The sequence below is a fragment of the Achromobacter sp. HZ34 genome (genome assembly GCF_002209485.1).
In the GTDB taxonomy this organism is placed as follows: Bacteria; Pseudomonadota; Gammaproteobacteria; order Burkholderiales; family Burkholderiaceae_B; genus Bordetella_C.
Genome location: NZ_NJIX01000001.1, coordinates 22,214 through 42,640, shown reverse-complemented (window position 1 = coordinate 42,640; position 20,427 = coordinate 22,214). Strand labels below are relative to the sequence as shown.

Here is a 20,427-nt window from a genome sequence, read left to right as displayed (position 1 = left end):
ATTTGATCGAACTGGATCTTTCGGAAGGGGCCAATTCGCCATTAAATCAGGTTTTCCCCCGAACCCCTACCTGAAACGCCTCCACTCATGAAAAACGCCGATCTGCAGTCCCGCCGCCTGGCCGCCACCCCGCGCGGCGTGGGAGTGATGTGTGACTTCTATGCTGCACGCGCCGAAAACGCCACCATCTGGGATGTCGAAGGCCGCGAGTTCATCGACTTCGCCGCCGGCATCGCCGTGCTGAATACCGGCCATCGCCATCCGCGCATCGCCGCCGCCATCGGCGCCCAGCTCGAAAGCTTCACGCACACCGCGTACCAGATCGTCCCCTACGAAAGCGTGGTCGCGCTGGCCGAGCGCATCAACGCCGCGGCACCGATCAAGGGCCCGGCCAAGACCGCGTTCTTCACCACCGGCGCCGAAGCCGTCGAGAATGCCGTGAAGATCGCCCGTGCCCACACCGGCCGTTCGGGTGTCATCGCCTTCGCCGGCGGCTTCCACGGCCGCACCATGATGACGCTGGCGCTCACCGGCAAGGTCCAGCCCTACAAGGCGGGCTTCGGTCCCTTCCCAGGCGAGGTCTATCACGTGCCCTTCCCCAGCACCTTGGGCAACGTCAGTGCCAAGGATTCCCTGGCCGCGATCAACCTGCTGTTCAAGGCAGACATCGATCCCAAGCGCGTGGCCGCCATCATCATCGAACCGGTGCAGGGCGAAGGCGGCTTCAACGTCGCCCCGACGGAACTGATGCAGGGCCTGCGTGCCCTGTGCGACGAGCACGGCATCGTCCTCATCGCCGATGAAGTGCAGACCGGCTACGGCCGCACCGGCAAGCTGTTCTCCATGGAGCACCATGGCGTGCAGCCGGACCTGATCACCATGGCCAAGAGCCTGGCGGGCGGCATGCCCCTGTCTGCCGTCTGCGGCCGCGCCGAAGTGATGGACGCACCGGCGCCCGGCGGCCTGGGGGGCACCTATGCCGGCAACCCCTTGTCCGTTGCCGCCGCGCACGCCGTGCTGGACGTGATCGCCGAAGAAAAACTGTGCGAACGCGCCGCCGCCCTGGGCGAGCGCCTGGTGGGCCGCCTGCGCGCTGCTCAGAAAACGAACCCGGGCATCGTCGATATCCGCGCCCAGGGTTCGATGGTCGCCATCGAATTGCGCACCGCCGCCGGCGAGCCGGATGCCGACGCCGTTCGCCGCGTCCAGCAGCGCGCGCAGGAGCGCGGCCTGATCCTCTTGAGCTGCGGCATGTACGGCAACGTCATCCGCTTCCTGTATCCGCTGACCATCCCCGAAGCGCAATTCGAACGCGCCCTGGGCATCCTGGACGAGGCTTTGCAAGCATGAGCACGACACTTGAAACCATCGCACTGACCCGCCCCGATCTGCTGCGCGACCGTGGCCTGATCAACGGCGAGTGGGTGGGCGCCGACAACGGCCGCAGCCTGGCGGTGACCGATCCCGCTACGGGCGCGGAAGTCGGCAGCGTGCCCTATATGGGCCGCGCCGAAACCGAACGCGCCATCCAGGCCGCCGCGGCCGCCCTGCCCGCCTGGCGAGCGCGCACGGCCAAGGACCGTTCGGCCATATTGCGCCGCTGGAACGACCTGATCCTGCAGCACCAGCGCGACCTGGGCATGCTGATGACGCGCGAACAGGGCAAGCCCCTGGCCGAAGCGCAAGGTGAAGTCGTCTATGCGGCCTCGTTCGTCGAATGGTTCGCCGAAGAAGCCAAGCGGGTGGATGGCGAAGTACTGCAAGGCCAGCGGCCCGGCCAGCACATCGTCGTGCTGAAGCAGCCGGTCGGTGTCTGCGCCGCCATCACGCCGTGGAATTTCCCGGCGGCCATGATCACCCGCAAGGTCGGCCCGGCGCTGGCCGCTGGCTGCACCATGGTGGTCAAGCCCGCCGAACTGACGCCGCTGACGGCGCTGGCCCTGGGCGTGCTGGCGATCGAAGCCGGCATACCGGCAGGCGTGCTGCAGTTCGTCACCGGCGATGCGGTGGCCATCGGCCAGGCCCTGTGCGAAAGCGACGTCGTGCGTAAACTCAGCTTCACCGGTTCGACCAACGTCGGCCGCCTGTTGATGAGCCAATGCGCGCCGACCATCAAGAAGCTGTCGCTGGAACTGGGCGGCAACGCACCGCTGATCGTGTTCGACGACGCCGACGTGGAGCGGGCGGTCGAGGGCATCATCGCCTCGAAGTTCCGCAACGCCGGCCAGACCTGCGTGTGCGCCAACCGTATCTACGTGCAGGCGGGTATCTACGATCGCATCGTCGAACGCCTGGTGGCGGCGGTCGGTGCCATGCGCGTGGGTAACGGCCTGGAGCCGGGCGTCACGCAAGGGCCCTTGATCAACGACAAGGCTGTCCAGAAGGTACAGCAGCACATCGATGACGCCTTGTCCCAGGGCGCCAAGGTGGCGGTGGGCGGCACGCCCAATCCGCTGGGCGGCACCTTCTTCACGCCCACCGTATTGACGGGTGTGACGCAGGCCATGCGCGTGGCGCAGGAGGAAACCTTCGGCCCGATGGCGCCGCTGTTCCGCTTCGAGACCGAGGAAGAGGTCGTGGCCCTGGCCAACGATAGCGAGTTCGGCCTGGCTGCCTATATCTTCACCGAGGATCGCCGGCGTATCTGGCGCGTCAGCGAGAACCTGGAAACCGGCATGGTCGGCGTCAACAGCGGCTTGATCTCCAACGAGGTCGCGCCGTTCGGGGGCGTCAAGCAATCCGGCCTGGGCCGCGAAGGTTCACGCCACGGGATCGAGGAGTATCTCGAACCCAAGTACGTGTGCATGCAGGATTGATGCGGGCGGGGGCCCCGCCAGGGGCCCATCGCCGGACCTGGGCCCGGCGCTACGTACTACCGACGCCGGGCACCGTCAGCCTCCGTCTCAATCATCCACGGCGATGAGCACGCTGGATGCCTTGAAGATGGCCGCGGCTTCCTTGCCCGTGGCCAGGCCCAGGCGGTCGGCGCTTTCATTGGTGACGATGGCGGCGACGCGGGCGCCGTCGGGCGTGTCGATCTGCACCTCGGCGTTGACGGCGCCCTTGGTCACGGCCGACAGCTTGCCGCGCAGGCAGTTGCGCGCGGACACCAGGACCTTGTCGGCATCCATCATCACGATGATGGACGAGGCCTTGACCAGCGCATAGGCTGCCTTGCCCGGCGCCAGGCCCAGCGCCACCGTGCTGGCGTGGGTGATGATGGCGACGATTTCCAGCCCTTCCTTGGTACGCAGCACGATTTCATCGTTGACCGCGCCGGTCTTGACGCTGGCGATGGTGCCGGGGAACTGGTTGCGGGCGCTGGTTTTCATGGGGATCTCCGGGGGTTCGGTTGCGAAGTGTGGTTGCGGGATGTTGTCCGCGGCAGTGGCGCCGGGCACAGCCGCCGGGCGGACGGCTGAGCCATGGCTTGCTGCTGTCCGGCTGCAGTCTTGCTAGCGTAGCTGAATTCAACCTTGCCGCCGATCCGGCCCGAAGGCCGAGGGTGGCTGCCCCAGGCGCTTGCGGAACATCGTCGAGAATGCGGCCGGGCTGTCATAACCCAACTCCAATGCCACCGAGGTCACCGACTGCCCTTCCGCCAGGCGCGACAGCGCGGCCAGCAGGCAGGCCTGCTGACGCCATTGGCCAAAGGCCATGCCGGTTTCCTGGCGGAACAGGCGGCTGAAGCTGCGTTCGCTTTTGTGCAGGCGTTGAGCCCAGTCCGATGGCAGGTCGCGTATCCCCGGCTGGTGCAGAAACGCGACGCACAGCTCGGCCAGGGCGGGATGGCGCGGCAGCGGCGCGAAGAATGGCAATGCGGGCGCGCGGGCGACTTCATGCAGCACCAGACGTATCAAGGCTCCATCACGCCCCTTGTGGTCGTACTCCGCCGGGATATCGCTGCTGGCCAGCAGCAGTTGGCGCAACAGGGGCGATACCTTCAGCACTTCGCATTGTTCGCTCTTGCGTGGCACCGCTGCGGGCTCGATGTACAGGCTGCGTGTGGTCACCCCCACCATTCTTACGCGATGCGGCTTGCCGGCGGGTATCCAGACGCCGCTGTCCGAGGGTACGACCCAGGCGCCATCATCGGTGCCCACCTCCATCAGCCCTGTCGAGCCATAGAGAAATTGGGCGCGGCGATGGCTGTGCGTATCCAGCAGGATGCCATGCGGATAGTCAGTGCTGATCGCCAGGACGGGACGCGCCACGGCATCGACGGAATCCAGGAAAACGTTGCGCATTCGATGCGGGCGGGGTGGCTGAAAGTCGAGCATTATCGACCCATTCTCGCAAGCTTGCCATCCTCGGGGTAGGTAAGCTGATTGCATTCCGTGTAGGTGGATTGCTCTCCATGTCGCTCTATTTTCTTCTGGCCCTGTTCGGCTGCCTGGCCGGCGTTACCACTGTCCTGTTCGGTTTTGGCGGTGGCTTTGTCGTCGTCCCCTTGCTGTACAAGCTGCTTACCCTGACCCATCCACCGGGCAGCCCGGCGGCCGTGGCGGCCATGCAGATCGCGGTGGCCACGTCCACATGCGTGATGATCTTTGGCGCGGCGATGGCGACGCGGCGGCATCAGCGGGCGGGCAATATCGAATGGCCCAGGGTGCGGCCGCTGTTGGCGCCTATTGCCCTCGGCGCGGCCGCCGGCGCCGCGGCGGCCACCCTGGTGGATGGCAACAGCCTGCGCTGGGCCTTTGCGGCATATCTGGCGTTGACGATACTGGATTGCGTGTTTCGGCCAGGCTTCATGTCCCGCCCGGCTGCGGCTGCCGGGAATGCGGGCGCCGGATCGAGCAGCCCTGTCGGCTCGGTCGGCCGGCAGGATCCTCCCATGAGATCACGCATCGGCCCGGACACCGCCATCGGCCTGGTCATCGGCGTGATTGCCGCCTTTCTTGGCGTGGGCGGCAGCGTCATGACGGTGCCTCTGATGCGCCGGCGTGGCGCTGACATGACGCGCGCCACCGCCATGGCCAATCCCCTGTCCCTGCCCGTGGCCCTGGCCGGCGCGGCGGCCTACGTCGTACTCGCGTGGCAGGCCCCGGCACTGGGCGCATGGCATATCGGCTACGTCGACCTGCGCGCCCTGCTGATCCTCATCGCCGGTTCCTGGCTGGGCATACGCCTGACCTCCCCCTTCATAGGCAAGGTTCCAGACCGCGTCCATGCCCGCGTCTACGTGGGCTTGCTGGTGCTCGTGCTGCTCGCGATGCTCATACGCTGAACAGGCATCGGCCCACGCCCACACTGCCGCGTCAGTGGGCCACTGGGCGGCTCAAAACGTACCCGTGCCGTTTCAGGCACGGTGCTGGGGAATGGTTCAAGGCAAACCGACACCAACTGCTCCGTACGCTGTTATCCACCCTGTCCCACAAGGACATAACAGATTGGAGCGAGAATGAGTAACCAGCAAGATTCCATTGACCCGTCGAACCTGCCTGCACACAATGACGACATGCGCCTTGATCATCTTGAAAATCGTGTCGACGTCATAGATATACGCTTGGGCCGTATTGAAGGCGACGTTGCGACTATCAAAAGTGATGTCTCCTCTTTGAAGACAGACGTTTCATCGCTCAAGACAGACGTGTCATCGCTCAAAACAGACGTGTCATTCCTTAAAACCGACGTGTCATCACTTAAGACAGACGTTTCGGCCCTGAAGGAGGACACCTCGTCGCTACGGACCGCGGTGGCCAGCCTTGACGCGAAGCTGGATATTTCCAAGTTGCGCCAGGACATCGAAAAATCGCACACCGATATTTACAAGTGGACGGCCACTATTCTCATCATGCTGGTCGGCATCTACATCAGTGTGCAAAAGATAACTTCGCAAAATCCAGCATCTGTTCCCGCGCGGCACACCAGCCAGCAATCCGCGGAATAATGGCGTGTCTTCTTCGGCCAGCCTTAAGTCCAGATGTCGAATGTCGTAAACCATAGGACATACGACCAAGAGGCTGGAGAACTTGGACTTCAATACCTTTGCCGGGCTTTCCCAGGCCTTCACAGGACCCTGCGTTGCGCTGGGTGGCGCCTTCATTGCCGCGGCCAGCTTGCGCGTGTCGCGCAGCAAGTCCAATCGCGACCTGTTCGACAAGCGCCTGGCTGTTTACAACAGCGTCAGCGATGCCTTGGCGTCCGGCTGGGTCACCGGTGTAATCACGCTGGACCAGTCGCGCCAGTTCCTCGCCGGCATGCGGCAAGCCGAGTTGCTGTTCGCCGACATGCGTATCGATACGTTCCTGAAGCATATGCGTGATGAAGTCATGCAGTTGCTCGTCCTGGAAAACCTGGACGAAGAAATGATCCGCCGCCGCCGCATCATCGAAGGCCGCATCCATCCCAACGGCCGCCTCCGGGAAGACGACCTGCGTGTCGTCTCCCACATGGACTTCCCCTGGATGATGCCCATGGCCGTCCTGTGGAACGCACGGGAAGAGTGGCACGAACTGACGGCGGACTACTTCAAGCTGGCCCACTGAGCGACTTGCTCATCAGGAAATCGGCCAGCGATTGATTTGTATCCGCGGTACGTCAAACGGCACACGCCAGATATACTGTATTTATGTACAGTACTTTGACGCCGCAATGCCCTTCCGTTCGCCCCTCACCGCTGCCGACCTGGCCAAGATTCGCGCCCGTTACGAGGCGTCGGCCGACCGGGCACCCTGCTCCTATCAAGACGAGGTAGTCTGGGACGATATCCTGACCCTGCTCCACGAAATCAAACGCCTGCGCGCCCTCGCCCTGACTGCTCATCAGCTGCGGGACAGTCTCAAGAAGCCCAACAGTTGCCTGGACGGCGTCTGGGAAGACTTCAGGAATGCCCTTTCCATCGAGCCCTGCGTCGTGGAACTGGGCGATTTGAAATCCGACCTGCTCGGCCCCGCCAAACGGCGCGCCAGTCCCAAGCAAGCGTGATCGCGGCTTGCCCGCCCGGTTGGGTTCAAGGAAGCATGCGCCAAGGCGCGTTATCATCCGCTGGCTCACCGGCCAGAAACCGCCAGAACTCTTGATCCACCAAAAAACATGCAACTCGCCACCTGGAACATCAACTCCCTCAACGTCCGTCTTCCGCAAGTCCTCGAATGGCTGCAGGCCAATCCGGTCGATGTGCTCTGTTTGCAGGAATTGAAGCTGACCGACGACAAGTTCCCGGTGGAAGCGTTTACGCAGGCCGGCTATCACGCGGTGTGGGCGGGGCAAAAGACTTATAACGGGGTGGCGATTCTGTCGCGGCAGGCCGGGACGGGGATGGTCCGCAACATCCCGGGACTGGAAGATCCGCAGCAGCGCGTGCTGGCGCTGACGGTGCCGGCACCCGGCGGCGATATCCGCATCATCTGCGCCTACTGCCCCAACGGCCAGGCCGTGGGAACAGACAAGTACGAGTACAAGTTGCGCTGGTTCGCCGCCATGCATGAATGGCTCAAGGGCGAACTGGACCTGCATCCGCGCCTGGCGGTGCTGGGCGATTACAACGTGGCGCCGGCCGACGCCGACGTACACGATCCCGCCAAATGGGAAGGCCAGGTGCTGGTGTCCGCGCCCGAGCGGGACGCCTTCTTTGCCCTGATCGACCTGGGCCTGGTCGATTCCTTCCGGCTGTTCGAACAGCCGGAGAAAACCTTCTCGTGGTGGGACTATCGGATGATGGGCTTTCGCCGCAACGCGGGGCTGCGTATCGACCATGTGCTGCTGTCGAATGCCCTGGCGCAGGACTGCACCGCATGCGTGGTGGACAAAGCGCCGCGCGGCAATCCCCAGCCCTCCGACCACGCGCCGGTCATCGCCACGCTGAAAGATTAAAGAAGCCCCCCGCCATGACGTCGGGGCAGCACGACCCCGAGCGGGAACCCGCGCCGCCGGCGCGGACCGCCGCCTCAGGCCACCATCCCCGCATCGGGCCGCTGCTGCAACCCCGGTCCGCTCATGATATTGATTCCCAGGTTGGCCAGGATATTGCGCGTCACGGCATCCGGCACATCCTCGGCATAGACGGCGATATTCAAGGCACGCGCGGTCTCCAGCACCGATACGGTCAATTGCTGGCTGCCTATGCTGTGCGCCATGCCGCCGACGAACCCGCCGCCCAGCTTCACATAAGCCAGCTGCAGATTGTGCAGCTGGCTCAAGGCATTGAACTGCTGCGCCAGGCGCCGCACCCCTACCCGCATCCCCGACTTCGCCGCCACGCGGCATAGCGCCACCACCTCGGCATGGCGCTCCACCAAGGCGTGCGCATCGATTTCCACCAGCAGCCTGCCGGCCTGCGTGCGCTTCTCCGCCAACATGCGTTCCAGCTGCAGCAGGAAGTTCTGATGTCCCAGTGAAGGCATCGACAGCCGCACGGTCAATTCGCCCTGGTTCATCGTCAGCCAGCTCAAGGCCAGGCGCACCGCCTGGATATCGCAGTCGGCCGACAAATCCAGGCGGATCGCCGCCGGGATGAACAGCTTCGCCGGAATCGGTTCGGACGCATCTTCGCTATGCAGCATCAACGTCGCCTCCTGCCGTAACAACTGCCCGTCCAGGAAAGACAGCGGTTGCAGGGACAGGGTGAAACGCTCGCGCTCGATGCCGGCCGTAATAACCTGGCGCCACGACGATTCGCTATTCGCCGACAACATGGGCTCATCGTCCGACGTCAGCTGCACGTGATCGTCGCCCGAACTCTCGCCACGCATCAAGGCATAGTCCAGGCGTCCCAGCAGATCACCCACCTGCGCGCCCGGCGCATAGTCGGCAAGGGCCTGCACCCAGCGGCACAGTCCGCCCTCGCCCACCGGTATCCTGGCCGCGCGCAGTTCCGCCCGCAAACGCTCGGCCACCATGATGGCCTTGGGTGCCGAGCAATGCGCCAGCAACAGCGCGAAGTCCGACCCGTTCAAGCGCGCCAGCACGGGCTCGCCCACCTGCATGTTCTCCAGCATGGCGCGCAGGCGATCGACCAGCGTGCGCAGCCATTGGTCGACGAACTCGCGCGGCATGTGGCGATTGATGGCGCCCAGGTCGCGCTGGCGGAACACCAGGATATGCCCGCCCGGCATGGCGGCGCCCGCCCCCGTCAACGCACGGTCCGGGTCCAGCTCCCGCAGGAATTCGTTGATGAAGTACTTGCGATTGGCCAGGCCCGTCACTGGGTCCTGGTTGACCTCGATCTGCAACGATTCGATCTTGGCGTTCTGCTCATCCGCACTGGCGCGCAGCTGTTCGCGCGTCTGGTTCAGTGCGTCGGTGATGCCGCTGAACTCCGCCACCCGCGGCGCCAGATGCTGCCCCCACTGGCCGCGCCCGATGGCGCGCATCTGCTCGCCCACCTCGGCCAGCAGGCGCTTTTCGATCCAGCGCACCAGCGCAAAGGCAAACAGCGCCCACACCGCGCCCGCCGAGATCACCAGCACGATCATGCGCAAGCTGCTGCCCCACAGCGTTTCCCAGGCGTAGATATCAGTGGCCGTCAGCGTCACTTCGCCCAACTGCCGCCAGCCGTCCGTCACCACGTGCGTGGCCGACTTGTTCGACAGCGGCACCAGGCGCTGGAACCAGCCCGGCACGGCAGCGGTCGTCTCCGTGCTGCGTTCGATGACGACCTTGCCCTGGGGGTCCGTCAGCTTGACCAGGGAAAAATGCCCTCCATCGAACAGCGCGGACACCAGCAGTCCTTGCGTGATGCGATCGCTGTTGGCCGGCTGCGACAGCGACAACGCCAGCGACACCGCCGCATCGTTGCTCTGCACCTGCAACTGCCCCGAAAGATAGTCGCGCGCGGCGGTCACGCTCAGCGCCAACGTTCCCAACAGGATGATGGCGATGGCCAGCGTGATGCTCAAAAGAAGTTGTCGGAGGATGGACATGATTCGCTTCCCGCGGGCTTACGGTCGGATGCCTTCGCGCTCCATGCGCTGCAGCAGATTGCGCCAGCGACCGATACGGTCGACCGGCGCGGCTTGCTTGCCGTCGACGTAGACGCCGTCGGCATTGAAACTGAAGATGGGAACCAGATCGCGCCGTTGCGAGGCCGGCAGGATGCCGGACACCAGGCTGTCCAGCACCAAAGGCATGGCATCGGGGGCCGGGTAATAGCCCAGCACCATATGCGCCACTTGCTCGGTGCTTTCCGGACCGCCGACGCGCGCCCGCACATAGACGAAACGCAGCTTGCTGGTGGGTACACCCAGCTTGATCAGGGAGAAATACTTGCCGATGACGTAGTCTTCGCAGTCGCCAGCGCCCTTGCCCAGGGCTTCCAGCGGTGTGGCCCAATAGTCGGGCACACCCCACACGACCTGGTCCTCGGCCTGCATGACACGCCGGTTCCAGAAATCATTGACGCTGGCCAGCTTGTCGGGCTCCGCCATGTCGCGGTCTTCCTGGAGCAGTTGCAGCCAGGACGCCACCCGCTCGGCGCCCTTTGCGCCATACCGGCTGGCCGCCAGGCTTTCCAGCTTGTGGCTGTCCAGCTCCAGCGCACCGCTCATCCCCCAGCCGCAGACCAGGCAGATCAAGGCCATCCAGCACAAGGCGAAGGCGGCGCGCGGACGGAGGAGGCTAGGCATCGTACAACGGAGCGTAACTCCGGGCATCGCCCTGCAAATCGCAAGACAACGCCCGGATACTGCCTTACATCAGTCGTGACCGTGCAGCTTGTTCTTCTGCAGCAGATCGTTGATGATCGCCTGGTCGTTCTTCAGCGCACCACCGTTGGTCAGGTCGACCCCTTCCAGCACGATCTTCTGGTCGAAGCCCGTGGCCACCTGGCCGGTCGTACTTACCTGGATGACCGTGTTGGCGCCGTCCTTGGTGAAGTGCAGGAACTTGCTCAGGTCACCATCGGCCGGGTTGTGCAGCAGGCCGGCCACATCCAGGACATCGCCGCCGGCCGAAGGCAGGGCCGTCGAGAAGTCCTTGATCGTGTCCACCGCCGGATGCGCCACCGTACCCTGGTCGTTCAACTCCCACTTGAAGGTGTCGCTGCCCGCGCCGCCGACCAGGATGTCATCGCCCTGGCCGCCGATCAGGATGTCGTTGCCGTTGCCACCGAACAGGACATCGTTGCCGGCACCGCCGTGCAGGGTGTCGTTGCCTTCGCCGCCGTAGATGATGTCGTTGCCGGCGTCACCGTACAGGTCGTCGTTGCCGCCCTGGCCGAAGATGATGTCGTTGCCGTTGCCGCCGTGGATGACGTCATCGCCACCGCGGGTATCACCCGCGACATCGAAGGTGCTGGCACCGGTAGCCGGGTTGATGCTGTTCTGGATGGCTTGGTAGACGTCCGCTTCCGTCGGCGCATGGCCAGTGGTCGCCGTCAGGTAGTCGATCAGGCCCTGCATTCCCTGCCCGTCATGCGTACCCGCCGCATGGCCGGCCCACGCCAGGCTGTCGGTATTGATCGTGTCACCGAAGATGATGTCGTTGCCGTCACCGCCGTTGATGGTGTCGCCGTTGACCGGCGCCGGATCGTGCGACGTGCTGCCGCCCTGCAGGGCGGTGTCGAGGTCCGAACCCTTGTGCACGATGTCCACATCGCCCGCAGGTGCAGTGATGGCAGCGTAGACCACGGCCTGGATATTGTCGATCAGCAACTGCGCAGATGCCCCGCTGCGGCTGTTGTCCAGTACCGAGAACTGCAGCTTGTACTGGCCAGCACCGAGCATGTCGGTCGTGATCGTCTTCCAGCTATTCAGCCCCGTCGTGCCCGTACCGGTCATGGTGGTAGCGGTCCACACGCCATTGACGTTCTGCATTACGGTCCAGGTGTAGCGATCGCCAGAGGTGAAGCCGGCGGTTTCCAGATCGAATTGCAGCTTGCTGGGGCCGCTCAGCGTGATCTGCGAAGTGGTTACCGTGGAAGCGTTCTGGGCGCCGGTCGTCTGGTAAGTATCGGTCAACGCGGCGTAGGTGTTCGTAAAGATGAACCCGTCCGTAACCGTCTTGATAGCGCTCGACGAAGTGACGCTGTCGGTCGTCCAGTTCTTGACGTTATTCAAGCCGCTGCTGTTCTCGAAATTACCCAACGTCGAAGTTGTCGAACCGAACGTGATGGTTGAATTCTGCGTGCCGCCAGTCACCGTGTTGTCGAAGTACTTCAGGTAATCCTCGCTGATGCCGTCGCCGATACCGATGGCGTGCACCTGGCTGATGTTGCTCAATCCCTGGAAGGCATTGATCGACTCCTGCATGATGGTCTGGTCGCTGTCATTGCTGCCCGCGACATTGCCCTTGTCGTCGATGTAGCGTGTCGGCTCGCCGTCGGTCAGGAAGTACGTAATGTTTTCGTAGTTGGCGCCAGTGTGACCTGCGCTTGCCTCCGCATTGAACCACTTCACAGCAGCGTTGAATGCCGCTTCGTAGTTGGTGTTGCCAGTATCCGTCAACGCCTTGATGGCATCGATCAACGTCTTGACGTTGTCGACGGTCAAGTTATCGACAGTGATGGTCTTGTCGGCGTTGTCGCCGAAACCGATCAACGCGACATTGACCACACCGCCGTTGTGCGTGTCCAGCGTTTTGAGCAGGTTGAGCAATGCATCCTGGACGATTTCAAGACGGCTGTCACCGTTCCGCGTGCCATCGGCGCTGTCGCCCATACTGCCCGAATGGTCGATCACCAGGGCCACGTTGTAGTTCTTGCCGGGAACGATGATGGTGTTCGTACCGCCCTGGTCGCCGACGATGATGTCGTTGCCCGAACCGCCGTTGATGACACTGGTGCCGGTATTGCTGCCGTTCACCACGCCGTCGGTTGCCAGGTTGAACGTATAGGTATCCGACGTGTCATGGCCACCGTTGGCGGTGCCGCCATTGTCCTGCACCTGGAAGCCGAAGGAAGCATCGCCGCCACCAGCCGCTGGCGTGTAGACCAGGTGGCCGGCCCCGATTTCGCTGGCGGAAATGCTCTGGCCAGCGTGAACGGGGTCGCCGTTCAGGGTCAGCGAGCCGCTGTCAGGAACGCGAGTGATGATCACATTCTGCAGACTGTCGTGCTCGCCTGCGCCGTCCGAGAAGGAGAACTCGCTGGTGGTGAACGTGTGCGTCGAACCGACAGTCAAGTTGGCCGACCCATCCGCTGCGGTGGGCGCATCGTTGGTGCCCTGCACCGTCACGTCCACCACCTTCGTGTCGAAGCCGCCGTGGCCGTCGCTGACCTGGACCGTGAACTTCTCGTGTACCTGGTCGGAACTACTGAGTGCCTGCACCTTGCTGTTGTCGACCGTGTAGGTCCACTGGCCATTGGCGGTGATCGAGAACGTACCGTACTTGCCGCCGCCGTTATTGTCGGCAATCTGCGACCACGTGAGATTGTCGCCCGTATCGACATCAGAGGCGGACATCTGGCCCGTGAATTTATTATGGGCGCTGTCGTCTTCGATAACCGTACCGGTGGTCACGCTGGTGTTGCTGATTATCGGGTTGTCGTTGGTGCCTTGCACGGTGACCGTGATGGTCTGCGGCACCACACCGCCGTGACCGTCGCTGACCTGGACGTTGAAGGTCTCGGTCTTGGACACGCCATCGCCCAACGACTGGGTCTTGGTGTTGTCGATCGTGTAGGTCCACTGGCCATTGTCGCCAATGGTCAGGCTGCCGTAGGCGCCGGCGCCGTTCTTGCCAGCCACGAAGCCCCACGTCAGGTGGTCGCCCGTATCGACGTCGGTAGCAACCAGTTGGCCGGTAGCCTTGTTGTGCGCGCTGTCGTCTTCGATGACCGTACCGGTGGTCACGCTGGTGTTACTGATTACCGGGTTGTCGTTGGTGCCTTGCACCGTGACCGTGATGGTCTGCGGCACCACGCCGCCGTGGCCGTCGCTGACCTGGACGTTGAACGTCTCGGTCTTGGACACGCCGTCGCCCAACGACTGGGTCTTGGTGTTGTCGATCGTGTAGGTCCACTGGCCATTGTCGCCAATGGTCAGGCTGCCGTAGGCGCCGGCGCCGTTCTTGCCGGCGACGAAGCCCCACGTCAGGTGGTCACCCGTATCGACGTCGGTAGCGACCAGTTGGCCGGTAGCCTTGTTGTGCGCGCTGTCGTCTTCGATAACCGTACCGGTGGTCACGCTGGTGTTGCTGATTACCGGGTTGTCGTTGGTGCCTTGCACGGTGACCGTGATGGTCTGCGGCACCACGCCGCCGTGACCGTCGCTGACCTGGACGTTGAAGGTCTCGGTCTTGGACACGCCATCGCCCAACGACTGGGTCTTGGTGTTGTCGATGGTGTAGGTCCACTGGCCATTGTCGCCAATGGTCAGGCTGCCGTAGGCGCCGGCGCCGTTCTTGCCGGCCACGAAGCCCCACGTCAGGTGGTCGCCCGTATCGACGTCGGTAGCGACCAGCTGGCCGGTGGCCTTGTTGTGCGCGATGTCGTCTTCGATGACCGTACCGGTGCTCACGCTGGTGTTGCTGATCACCGGGTTGTCGTTGGTGCCCTGCACCGTGACCGTGATGGTCTGCGGCACCACACCGCCGTGGCCGTCGCTGACCTGGACGTTGAACGTCTCGGTCTTGGACACGCCATCGCCCAGCGATTGGGTCTTGGTGTTGTCGATGGTGTAGGTCCACTGGCCATTGTCGCCAATGGTCAGGCTGCCGTAGGCGCCGGCGCCGTTCTTGCCGGCCACGAAGCCCCACGTCAGGTGGTCGCCCGTATCGACATCCGTAGCAACCAACTGGCCGGTGGCCTTGTCGTGAGTGACACTGTCCTCGATCACCGCACCGGTGGTGACGCTGGTGTTGCTGATCACCGGCGTATCGTTGGTGCCGTTGATCGTGATGACGACCTGGCTTTCCGTGCCATCGGCGGACTTGACCGTGATGACGTCCGTCATCGACTTGCCAACGCCCAGCGCCTGGACAGCGCTGTCGCTGTTGTTCAGGACGTAGTTCCAGCTGCCCGATGCATCGATGGAGAACGTGCCATGGTCGGTCGTGACGTTGGTCTGCTTCTGAAAGACCGCTTCGCCCGCGTCCGCGTCCTTGACATCCAGATCGCCCGAGGCGCGCACGCCGGAATAGCCGCCGTCCTCGGTGACCGAACCCTTGTCGTCGCCAGCCCGATGCGGAAAGATCTCCGCCGGATCGTTCTTGCCTTCGATGGTGATCGTCACCTTCTCGGTATCGTAACCACCGTGGCCATCGCTGACCTGCACGTAGTAGTACTCGGTGGCCGTCTTGCCTTCGCCCAACGACTGCGAAGCCTTGTCATCGAGCGTGTAGGTCCACTTGCCGTCACCATCCACCGAGATGGAGCCATACGTACCCTTGCCGCCGCCCAAGACCGTCCAGGTGTGGGTATCGGTGGTATCGACGTCGGAAACCGACAATTGGCCGGTCGCCGTCTTGATGGTGTCCTCGACCGTGTTACCGGTGACCACGCCGCCGATGACCGGATTGTCATTGGTACCGACGATGGTGACAACGACCTGGCTGGCCGTGCCATCGGCGGAATGCACGGTGATGGTTTCGCTCATCTTCTGGCCAGCGGCCAGCGCCTGCACCGTCGGGTCGCTGCTGTTCAGGACATAGGTCCAGACACCCGTCGCGCCGATCGAGAACGTGCCGTGGTCGGTCTTGACGTTGTCCTGGGTCTGGAAGCTGGATTCGCCAGTATCGACATCCTTGACATCCAGGTTGCCGCCCGTCCAGCCGCCGGTGAAGAGGCCGCCGTCTTCCACGACCGTGCCCTTGTCGTCGCCCGTAAGGTGTGGCGTGATCACGGCAGCGTCATTGGTGCCTTCGATGGTGATGGTCACCTTCTGCGTGTCGACGCCGCCCTGGCCATCGCTAACCTGAACATAGTAATACTCGGTGGCCGTCTTGCCTTCACCCAGCGACTGCGCTGCCGCGTTGTCCAGCGTGTAGGTCCACTTGCCCGTGGTCTCATTCACCGCGAAGCTGCCGTAGGCGCCCTTGCCGTCGCCATTGACCGACCACGTATGGGTGTCCAGCAGGTCCACATCGGTCACGGTCAGTTGACCGTCGATGCTATACACCTTGTCTTCCACCACCGTGCCGACAGCCGTGCCGCCGATCACCGGGGCGTCATTCGTGCCCGTGATCAGGATCGTCACCTGCGAGGGCGTGCCGTCCGCGGAATGCACCGTGAACTGGTCCTTGACCAACTGGCCTTCGCTCAGGCCCTGTACCGCGTCGCTGGCATTGTTCAGCGAGTAGTGCCAGTTGCCGTTGGCATCGATCGTGAACGTGCCGTAGGTGCCGGCGGTACCGCCCTGCACCTGGAACACGGCCTCGCCCTTGTCCGGATCGACCACGTCCAGCTTGCCGCCGGCTTCCTGGTGCTTGCCGTCTTCGACCACGGCGCCGTAGTCGCCCACAGGGCCATGCGGCGTGATGATGGCGGCGTCGTCAGTGCCCTGGATCGTGACGGTGACATCCTGGTAGGTCTTGCCGCCGCTGCTGTCCTCGACCTCGACCTTATAGGTTTCCGTGATGGAATCCTTGGAAGTCAGTTCCTGCGCCGCGGCATTGTCCAGCTTGTAGGTCCACTGGCCCGTAGCGGGATCCACGGTGAAGGTGCCATAGGTGCCCGTGCCGGCACCCACCACACTCCACGTATGGGTATCGTGGGTATCGACGTCGCTGACATTCAGCTGGCCGGTCACCGACTTGATGTCGTCTTCCTTGACGGTGCCCACGGCTTCGCCGCTGATCACCGGCAGGTCGTTGGTGCCCTGGATGGTCACGACGATCTGGCTTTCGGTGCCATCGAAGGACTTGACGGTGATGGTTTCCGTCAGGTGCTCGGTGGAGCCCAGCGCCTGCACATCGCCATTGGCGTTGTTCAGCGTGAAGGTCCAGTTGCCCTTGGCGTCGATGGAGAACGTGCCATGATCGGTGGCGACGTTGGTCTGCGCCTCGAAGGACGACTGCCCCTGATCCACGTCGGTGACGTTAAGCTTGCCGCTGGCGCCCAGCACGCCGTCTTCAACCACGGTGCCGATCTTGGTGCCGGTGATGACGGCGGCGTCGTTGGTGCCCTGCACCGTGATGGTCACGGTCTGGGTGTCCAGGCCGCCGTTGCCGTCGCTGACCACGACGGTGAATTTCTCTGTAGCGGTATCCGCGGCACCCAGCTTCTGCGCAGCCGCATTGTCCAGCGTGTAGGTCCACTTGCCGCTACTGTCGATGGCCAGCGAGCCGTAGGCGCCCTTGCCGCCCAAAAAGACGCTCCAGCTGGCGCCGTCATGCGCGTCGACATCGGTGGCGACCAGTTGGCCGGTGGCCGACTTCAACACGTCTTCCTGTACCGCACCCGTGGCCTGTCCGCTGATGACCGGCGCGTCGTTGGTGCCGACCACATAGACGGTCACCTGGGCCGTCGTGCCGTCGGCGGAAGCGACCGTGAACTTCTCGGTCTTGGTTTCGCCCAGGCCCAGCGCCTGCACATTGGCGGCGTCGTTGTTCAGGACATAGGTCCACTTGCCGCTGGCGTCGATAGAGAACACGCCATACGTGCCGGCCGTGTCCTTCTGCACCTGGAATACCGCCTGGCCCGCATCCGGATCCGTCACATCCAGCTTGCCACTGGTGGACTTGATCAGGTCTTCGGTAGTCAATCCGTAGCCGTCGAGCAAGCCGTGCGGCTTGACGATGGCCGTGTCATCCGTGCCCTGGATGGTGACGGTGACTTCCTGGACGGTGGTGCCGCCATGGTTGTCGGCGACCTGCACCTTGTAGGTTTCCTGGATCGCGTCGGCGGACGTCAGCGCCTGCGCGGCCTTGTTGTCCAGGGTGTAGGTCCACTTGCCGTTGGCGTCGACGCTGAAGGTGCCGTAGGTGCCCTTGGTGTCGCCCACCGTGCTCCAGGTGTGCGTATCGCCCACGTCGACGTCGCTGACGGTCAATTGGCCTGTAGCCGTCTTGGTGCCGTCTTCCTTCACCGAGCCTGCAGCGGGACCGGCGATGACGGGATCGTCATTGGTACCGACCACGGTAACCGTGATGTCGGCGGTCGTGCCGTCGATGGTGGTGACCTGGAAAACCTCGGTCTCGGTCTGGCCGGCGGCCAGCGCCTGCACATTGGCGGCGTCGTTAGTCAGCTTGTAGGACCAGTTGCCGTCGGCGTCGACGCTGAACGTGCCATACTTGCCCGCCGTATCGGTCTGCGCATGGAAGGCCGCCTGGCCGGCGTCCGGATCGACGACATCGAGCTTGCCGCCGGCCGTCAGCGTGGTGTCTTCCTGCACGGCCCCCGCGTCGGCGCCGTCCTCATGGGGCGAGACGATCGCGCCGTCATCGGTGCCCTGGATGGTAACGGTGACGTCCTGGGTAGTCACGCCGCCGTGGCCGTCATCCACCTGGACAGTATAGGTTTCCTTGATAGCGTCGCTGGACGTCAGCTTTTGGGCGGCGTCATTGTCGATGATGTACGTCCACTGGCCGGTCGCGGCATCGATCGTGAAGGAGCCGTAGGCGCCCTTGCCGTCGCCCTGCACCGCCCAGGTATGGGTGTCGGAGGTATCGACGTCAGCCACCGTCAACTGGCCGGTCGCGGTCTGCGCGCCGTCTTCGGTCACGCCGCCGGCCGCTTCGCCGCTGACGGTCGGCTTGTCGTTGGTGCCGTCGATGGTTACCGTCACCGTGCTGGTGGTGCCGTCGATGGAGCGGACCGTGAAGGTCTCGGTCAGTTGCTCGCCGGCCGCCAGGGCCTGCACCTTGGCGTCATCATTGTTCAATGCGTAGTGCCAGTTGCCGTCGGCATCGATGCTGAACGTGCCGTGCTGGCCCGCCGCATTGGTCTGCACCTGGAAGGCGGCCTCGCCGGCATCTGGATCGACGACGTTCAGCTTGCCAGCGGTCTCCAGCACGCCGTCTTCCTTGACGGCGCCATGGTCGCCGCTGTCGCCCTCGGGGGTGATGACGGCAACATCATCGGCGCCGTTGACCGTCACCGTCAGCGTGGCGGTGGAGGTGCCGCCTTCGCCGTCGGTCACCGTGTAGGTGATGGACGTGGTGGCGCTTTCGCCGCCGTGCAGGGCCTTGAAATCTTCGCCCGGATTGAAGGTGTAGCTGCCGTCGGCGTTCAGCGTGAAGCTGCCGCCATGGTCGCCGGCCACGGCCTGGCCGACCAGGCTGGTATTGCCATTGACGGCACCGACCGAAAGCGGATCGCCATCGGGATCCGTGTCATTGCGCAGCACGCCGTTGGCGGCCGACACTTCGATGCCGCCGTCCTGGGTGGCCGTGCCCGCATCGCCCAGCGCGGTGGGGGCGGGATTGGTGATATTCCAGGTAAAGGTCTGGCTGGACGTGGCGCCGAGCAGGTCGGTGGCGGTCACGATGACCGTGTACACACCATGGTCGCCGCCTTGCGAAGCGGAATGATCGATGTTGCCGGAGATCACGCCGGTGACGGGGTCGATGGTCAGCCCGGGCGGCAGGCCGGTGGCCGAGAACGTCAGGCGATCGCCATTATCCACATCGGCGAAGTTGCCGGACACGTTCAGGTTGACGCTGTTCTGCGCGTCCACCGCGTTCTGCGCCGCCAGGGCGGTCGAAGTCGGGGCGTCATTCAGGCCGTTGATGGTGACCGTCAGGTTGGCGGTCGACGTGGCGCCGAACGGATCGGTCACGGTGTAGCTGACCGACGACGTCGCGCTCTGGCCGGCGGCCAGCTGGTGGAAAGCGTCGCCCGGATTGAAGACGTAGCTGCCGTCGGCGAACACGGTAAAGGTGCCGCCGTTGCTGCCGGCCACGGTCACGCCGCCGGTCACCATGGTGGCGGTACCCACCGACACGATGGCCAGGGCGTCGCCGTTGGGATCCGTGTCGTTGGTCAGGATGTTGCCGCTGACGGTGGCGCGCTCGGTGGTGGCCTGGGCGTCATCGGCTGCGTTGGGCGCATCGTTCAGCGCGGTGGTCGAGGAGGCAGCGTCGGCGATACCGACGTTGACGGCGGGAGCGGCGCTGACGCCATTGACCAGGTCCAGCGGCGTGGTCGACTCGACGACGCGGGCCAGGCGCACGAAGCTGCTGCCGCCGCCGTCACCACCACCGGAAATCAGGGCGGCCGTCGGTTCGAGGTTGTCGAACGGATCCTGGCCGGAGTTCAGGGCGGCCAGCAGGCGGTCGGATTCGGTCCCTTGCGGGGGCGCCACGCTGGCTTCCTTGGGGTCGACCGGTTGGCCGGCCATGTCGGCGTTGAACGAGACGTCGCGGTTCTCGCCGATCACCAGGGGCAATCCATCGTTGACCTGCAGGGCGACAGTGGCGCCACCTGCGGTGACCACATCGCTATCGGCGGGCACACGGCTGCCGACATGCAGTTCGGTCAAGGAACCATCAGCATTGCGGATCCAAGCACGACCGGTGACTTGGGTGACGACTGCGGGTTGGGTATTGGCCATTTGGATTGCTCCGGTTTTAGATGGCGCAATACTAAAGATGGCCTGCGAAAGTCGA

Annotated in this window: 12 protein-coding genes; 7 read left to right on the top strand and 5 right to left on the bottom strand. The window is 63.9% G+C overall.

Annotation, left to right across the window (positions count from 1 at the left end):
- The first annotated feature begins 87 nt into the window (after positions 1 to 87).
- Entirely contained in the window at positions 88 to 1,350 is a 1,263-nt protein-coding gene (locus CEY05_RS00130; RefSeq protein WP_088595374.1) for a 4-aminobutyrate--2-oxoglutarate transaminase, read from the top strand.
- The gene (locus CEY05_RS00125; protein ID WP_088595373.1) at positions 1,347 to 2,816 is read left to right on the top strand and encodes an NAD-dependent succinate-semialdehyde dehydrogenase; all 1,470 of its coding nucleotides are present in this window, start codon (positions 1,347 to 1,349) and stop codon (positions 2,814 to 2,816) included. Before CEY05_RS00130 ends, CEY05_RS00125 begins: the two co-directional genes overlap by 4 nt.
- An 87-nt stretch (positions 2,817 to 2,903) precedes the next feature.
- Here CEY05_RS00125 and CEY05_RS00120 read toward each other — a convergent pair whose 3' ends face one another.
- On the bottom strand, positions 2,904 to 3,332 hold the full coding sequence (locus CEY05_RS00120; RefSeq protein ID WP_088595372.1) for a molybdopterin-binding protein: 429 nt from the start codon (positions 3,330 to 3,332) through the stop codon (positions 2,904 to 2,906).
- Between the two features lie 138 nt (positions 3,333 to 3,470).
- Complete coding sequence (locus tag CEY05_RS00115; protein WP_088595371.1) at positions 3,471 to 4,247, bottom strand: helix-turn-helix domain-containing protein; 777 nt, start codon at positions 4,245 to 4,247, stop codon at positions 3,471 to 3,473.
- A gap of 110 nt (positions 4,248 to 4,357) precedes the next feature.
- Between CEY05_RS00115 and CEY05_RS00110 the strand changes: the two genes are divergently transcribed.
- From CEY05_RS00110 to xth, 5 genes are all read left to right on the top strand, one after another.
- Entirely contained in the window at positions 4,358 to 5,230 is an 873-nt protein-coding gene (locus tag CEY05_RS00110) for a sulfite exporter TauE/SafE family protein (RefSeq protein WP_088595370.1), read from the top strand.
- A 174-nt stretch (positions 5,231 to 5,404) separates the two neighbouring features.
- Positions 5,405 to 5,893: a hypothetical protein gene (locus CEY05_RS00105; RefSeq protein ID WP_088595369.1), complete on the top strand. Its 489-nt coding sequence runs from the start codon at positions 5,405 to 5,407 to the stop codon at positions 5,891 to 5,893.
- Between the two features lie 82 nt (positions 5,894 to 5,975).
- Entirely contained in the window at positions 5,976 to 6,491 is a 516-nt protein-coding gene (locus CEY05_RS00100) for a hypothetical protein (protein WP_088595368.1), read from the top strand.
- Positions 6,492 to 6,597: 106 nt separating this feature from the next.
- Entirely contained in the window at positions 6,598 to 6,930 is a 333-nt protein-coding gene (locus CEY05_RS00095) for a hypothetical protein (RefSeq protein ID WP_088595367.1), read from the top strand.
- A 108-nt stretch (positions 6,931 to 7,038) separates the two neighbouring features.
- Positions 7,039 to 7,818 carry an exodeoxyribonuclease III gene (gene xth / locus CEY05_RS00090; RefSeq protein ID WP_088595366.1) on the top strand — a complete coding sequence of 260 codons (780 nt, stop codon included), beginning with the start codon at positions 7,039 to 7,041 and terminating at the stop codon, positions 7,816 to 7,818.
- Between the two features lie 74 nt (positions 7,819 to 7,892).
- Here the strand turns inward: xth and CEY05_RS00085 are convergent, their stop codons facing one another.
- The 3 genes from CEY05_RS00085 to CEY05_RS31575 form a co-directional block, all read right to left on the bottom strand.
- On the bottom strand, positions 7,893 to 9,866 hold the full coding sequence (locus tag CEY05_RS00085) for a LapD/MoxY N-terminal periplasmic domain-containing protein (protein WP_088595365.1): 1,974 nt from the start codon (positions 9,864 to 9,866) through the stop codon (positions 7,893 to 7,895).
- A gap of 18 nt (positions 9,867 to 9,884) precedes the next feature.
- Positions 9,885 to 10,568 carry a transglutaminase-like cysteine peptidase gene (locus tag CEY05_RS00080; protein ID WP_088595364.1) on the bottom strand — a complete coding sequence of 228 codons (684 nt, stop codon included), beginning with the start codon at positions 10,566 to 10,568 and terminating at the stop codon, positions 9,885 to 9,887.
- Positions 10,569 to 10,637: 69 nt separating this feature from the next.
- A complete protein-coding gene (locus CEY05_RS31575; RefSeq protein WP_088595363.1) occupies positions 10,638 to 20,372 on the bottom strand; it encodes a retention module-containing protein in 9,735 nt (3,244 codons plus the stop codon).
- Positions 20,373 to 20,427 lie beyond the last annotated feature (55 nt).

Coding starts and splice junctions, on each gene's coding strand:
- CEY05_RS00080 (WP_088595364.1), bottom strand. CDS start 10,568: ATGCCTAGCCTCCTCCGTCCGCGCGCCGCCTTCGCCTTGTGCTGGATG.
- CEY05_RS00095 (WP_088595367.1), top strand. CDS start 6,598: ATGCCCTTCCGTTCGCCCCTCACCGCTGCCGACCTGGCCAAGATTCGC.
- CEY05_RS00115 (WP_088595371.1), bottom strand. CDS start 4,247: ATGCGCAACGTTTTCCTGGATTCCGTCGATGCCGTGGCGCGTCCCGTC.
- CEY05_RS00110 (WP_088595370.1), top strand. CDS start 4,358: ATGTCGCTCTATTTTCTTCTGGCCCTGTTCGGCTGCCTGGCCGGCGTT.
- CEY05_RS00120 (WP_088595372.1), bottom strand. CDS start 3,332: ATGAAAACCAGCGCCCGCAACCAGTTCCCCGGCACCATCGCCAGCGTC.
- CEY05_RS31575 (WP_088595363.1), bottom strand. CDS start 20,372: ATGGCCAATACCCAACCCGCAGTCGTCACCCAAGTCACCGGTCGTGCT.
- CEY05_RS00130 (WP_088595374.1), top strand. CDS start 88: ATGAAAAACGCCGATCTGCAGTCCCGCCGCCTGGCCGCCACCCCGCGC.
- xth (WP_088595366.1), top strand. CDS start 7,039: ATGCAACTCGCCACCTGGAACATCAACTCCCTCAACGTCCGTCTTCCG.
- CEY05_RS00125 (WP_088595373.1), top strand. CDS start 1,347: ATGAGCACGACACTTGAAACCATCGCACTGACCCGCCCCGATCTGCTG.
- CEY05_RS00085 (WP_088595365.1), bottom strand. CDS start 9,866: ATGTCCATCCTCCGACAACTTCTTTTGAGCATCACGCTGGCCATCGCC.
- CEY05_RS00105 (WP_088595369.1), top strand. CDS start 5,405: ATGAGTAACCAGCAAGATTCCATTGACCCGTCGAACCTGCCTGCACAC.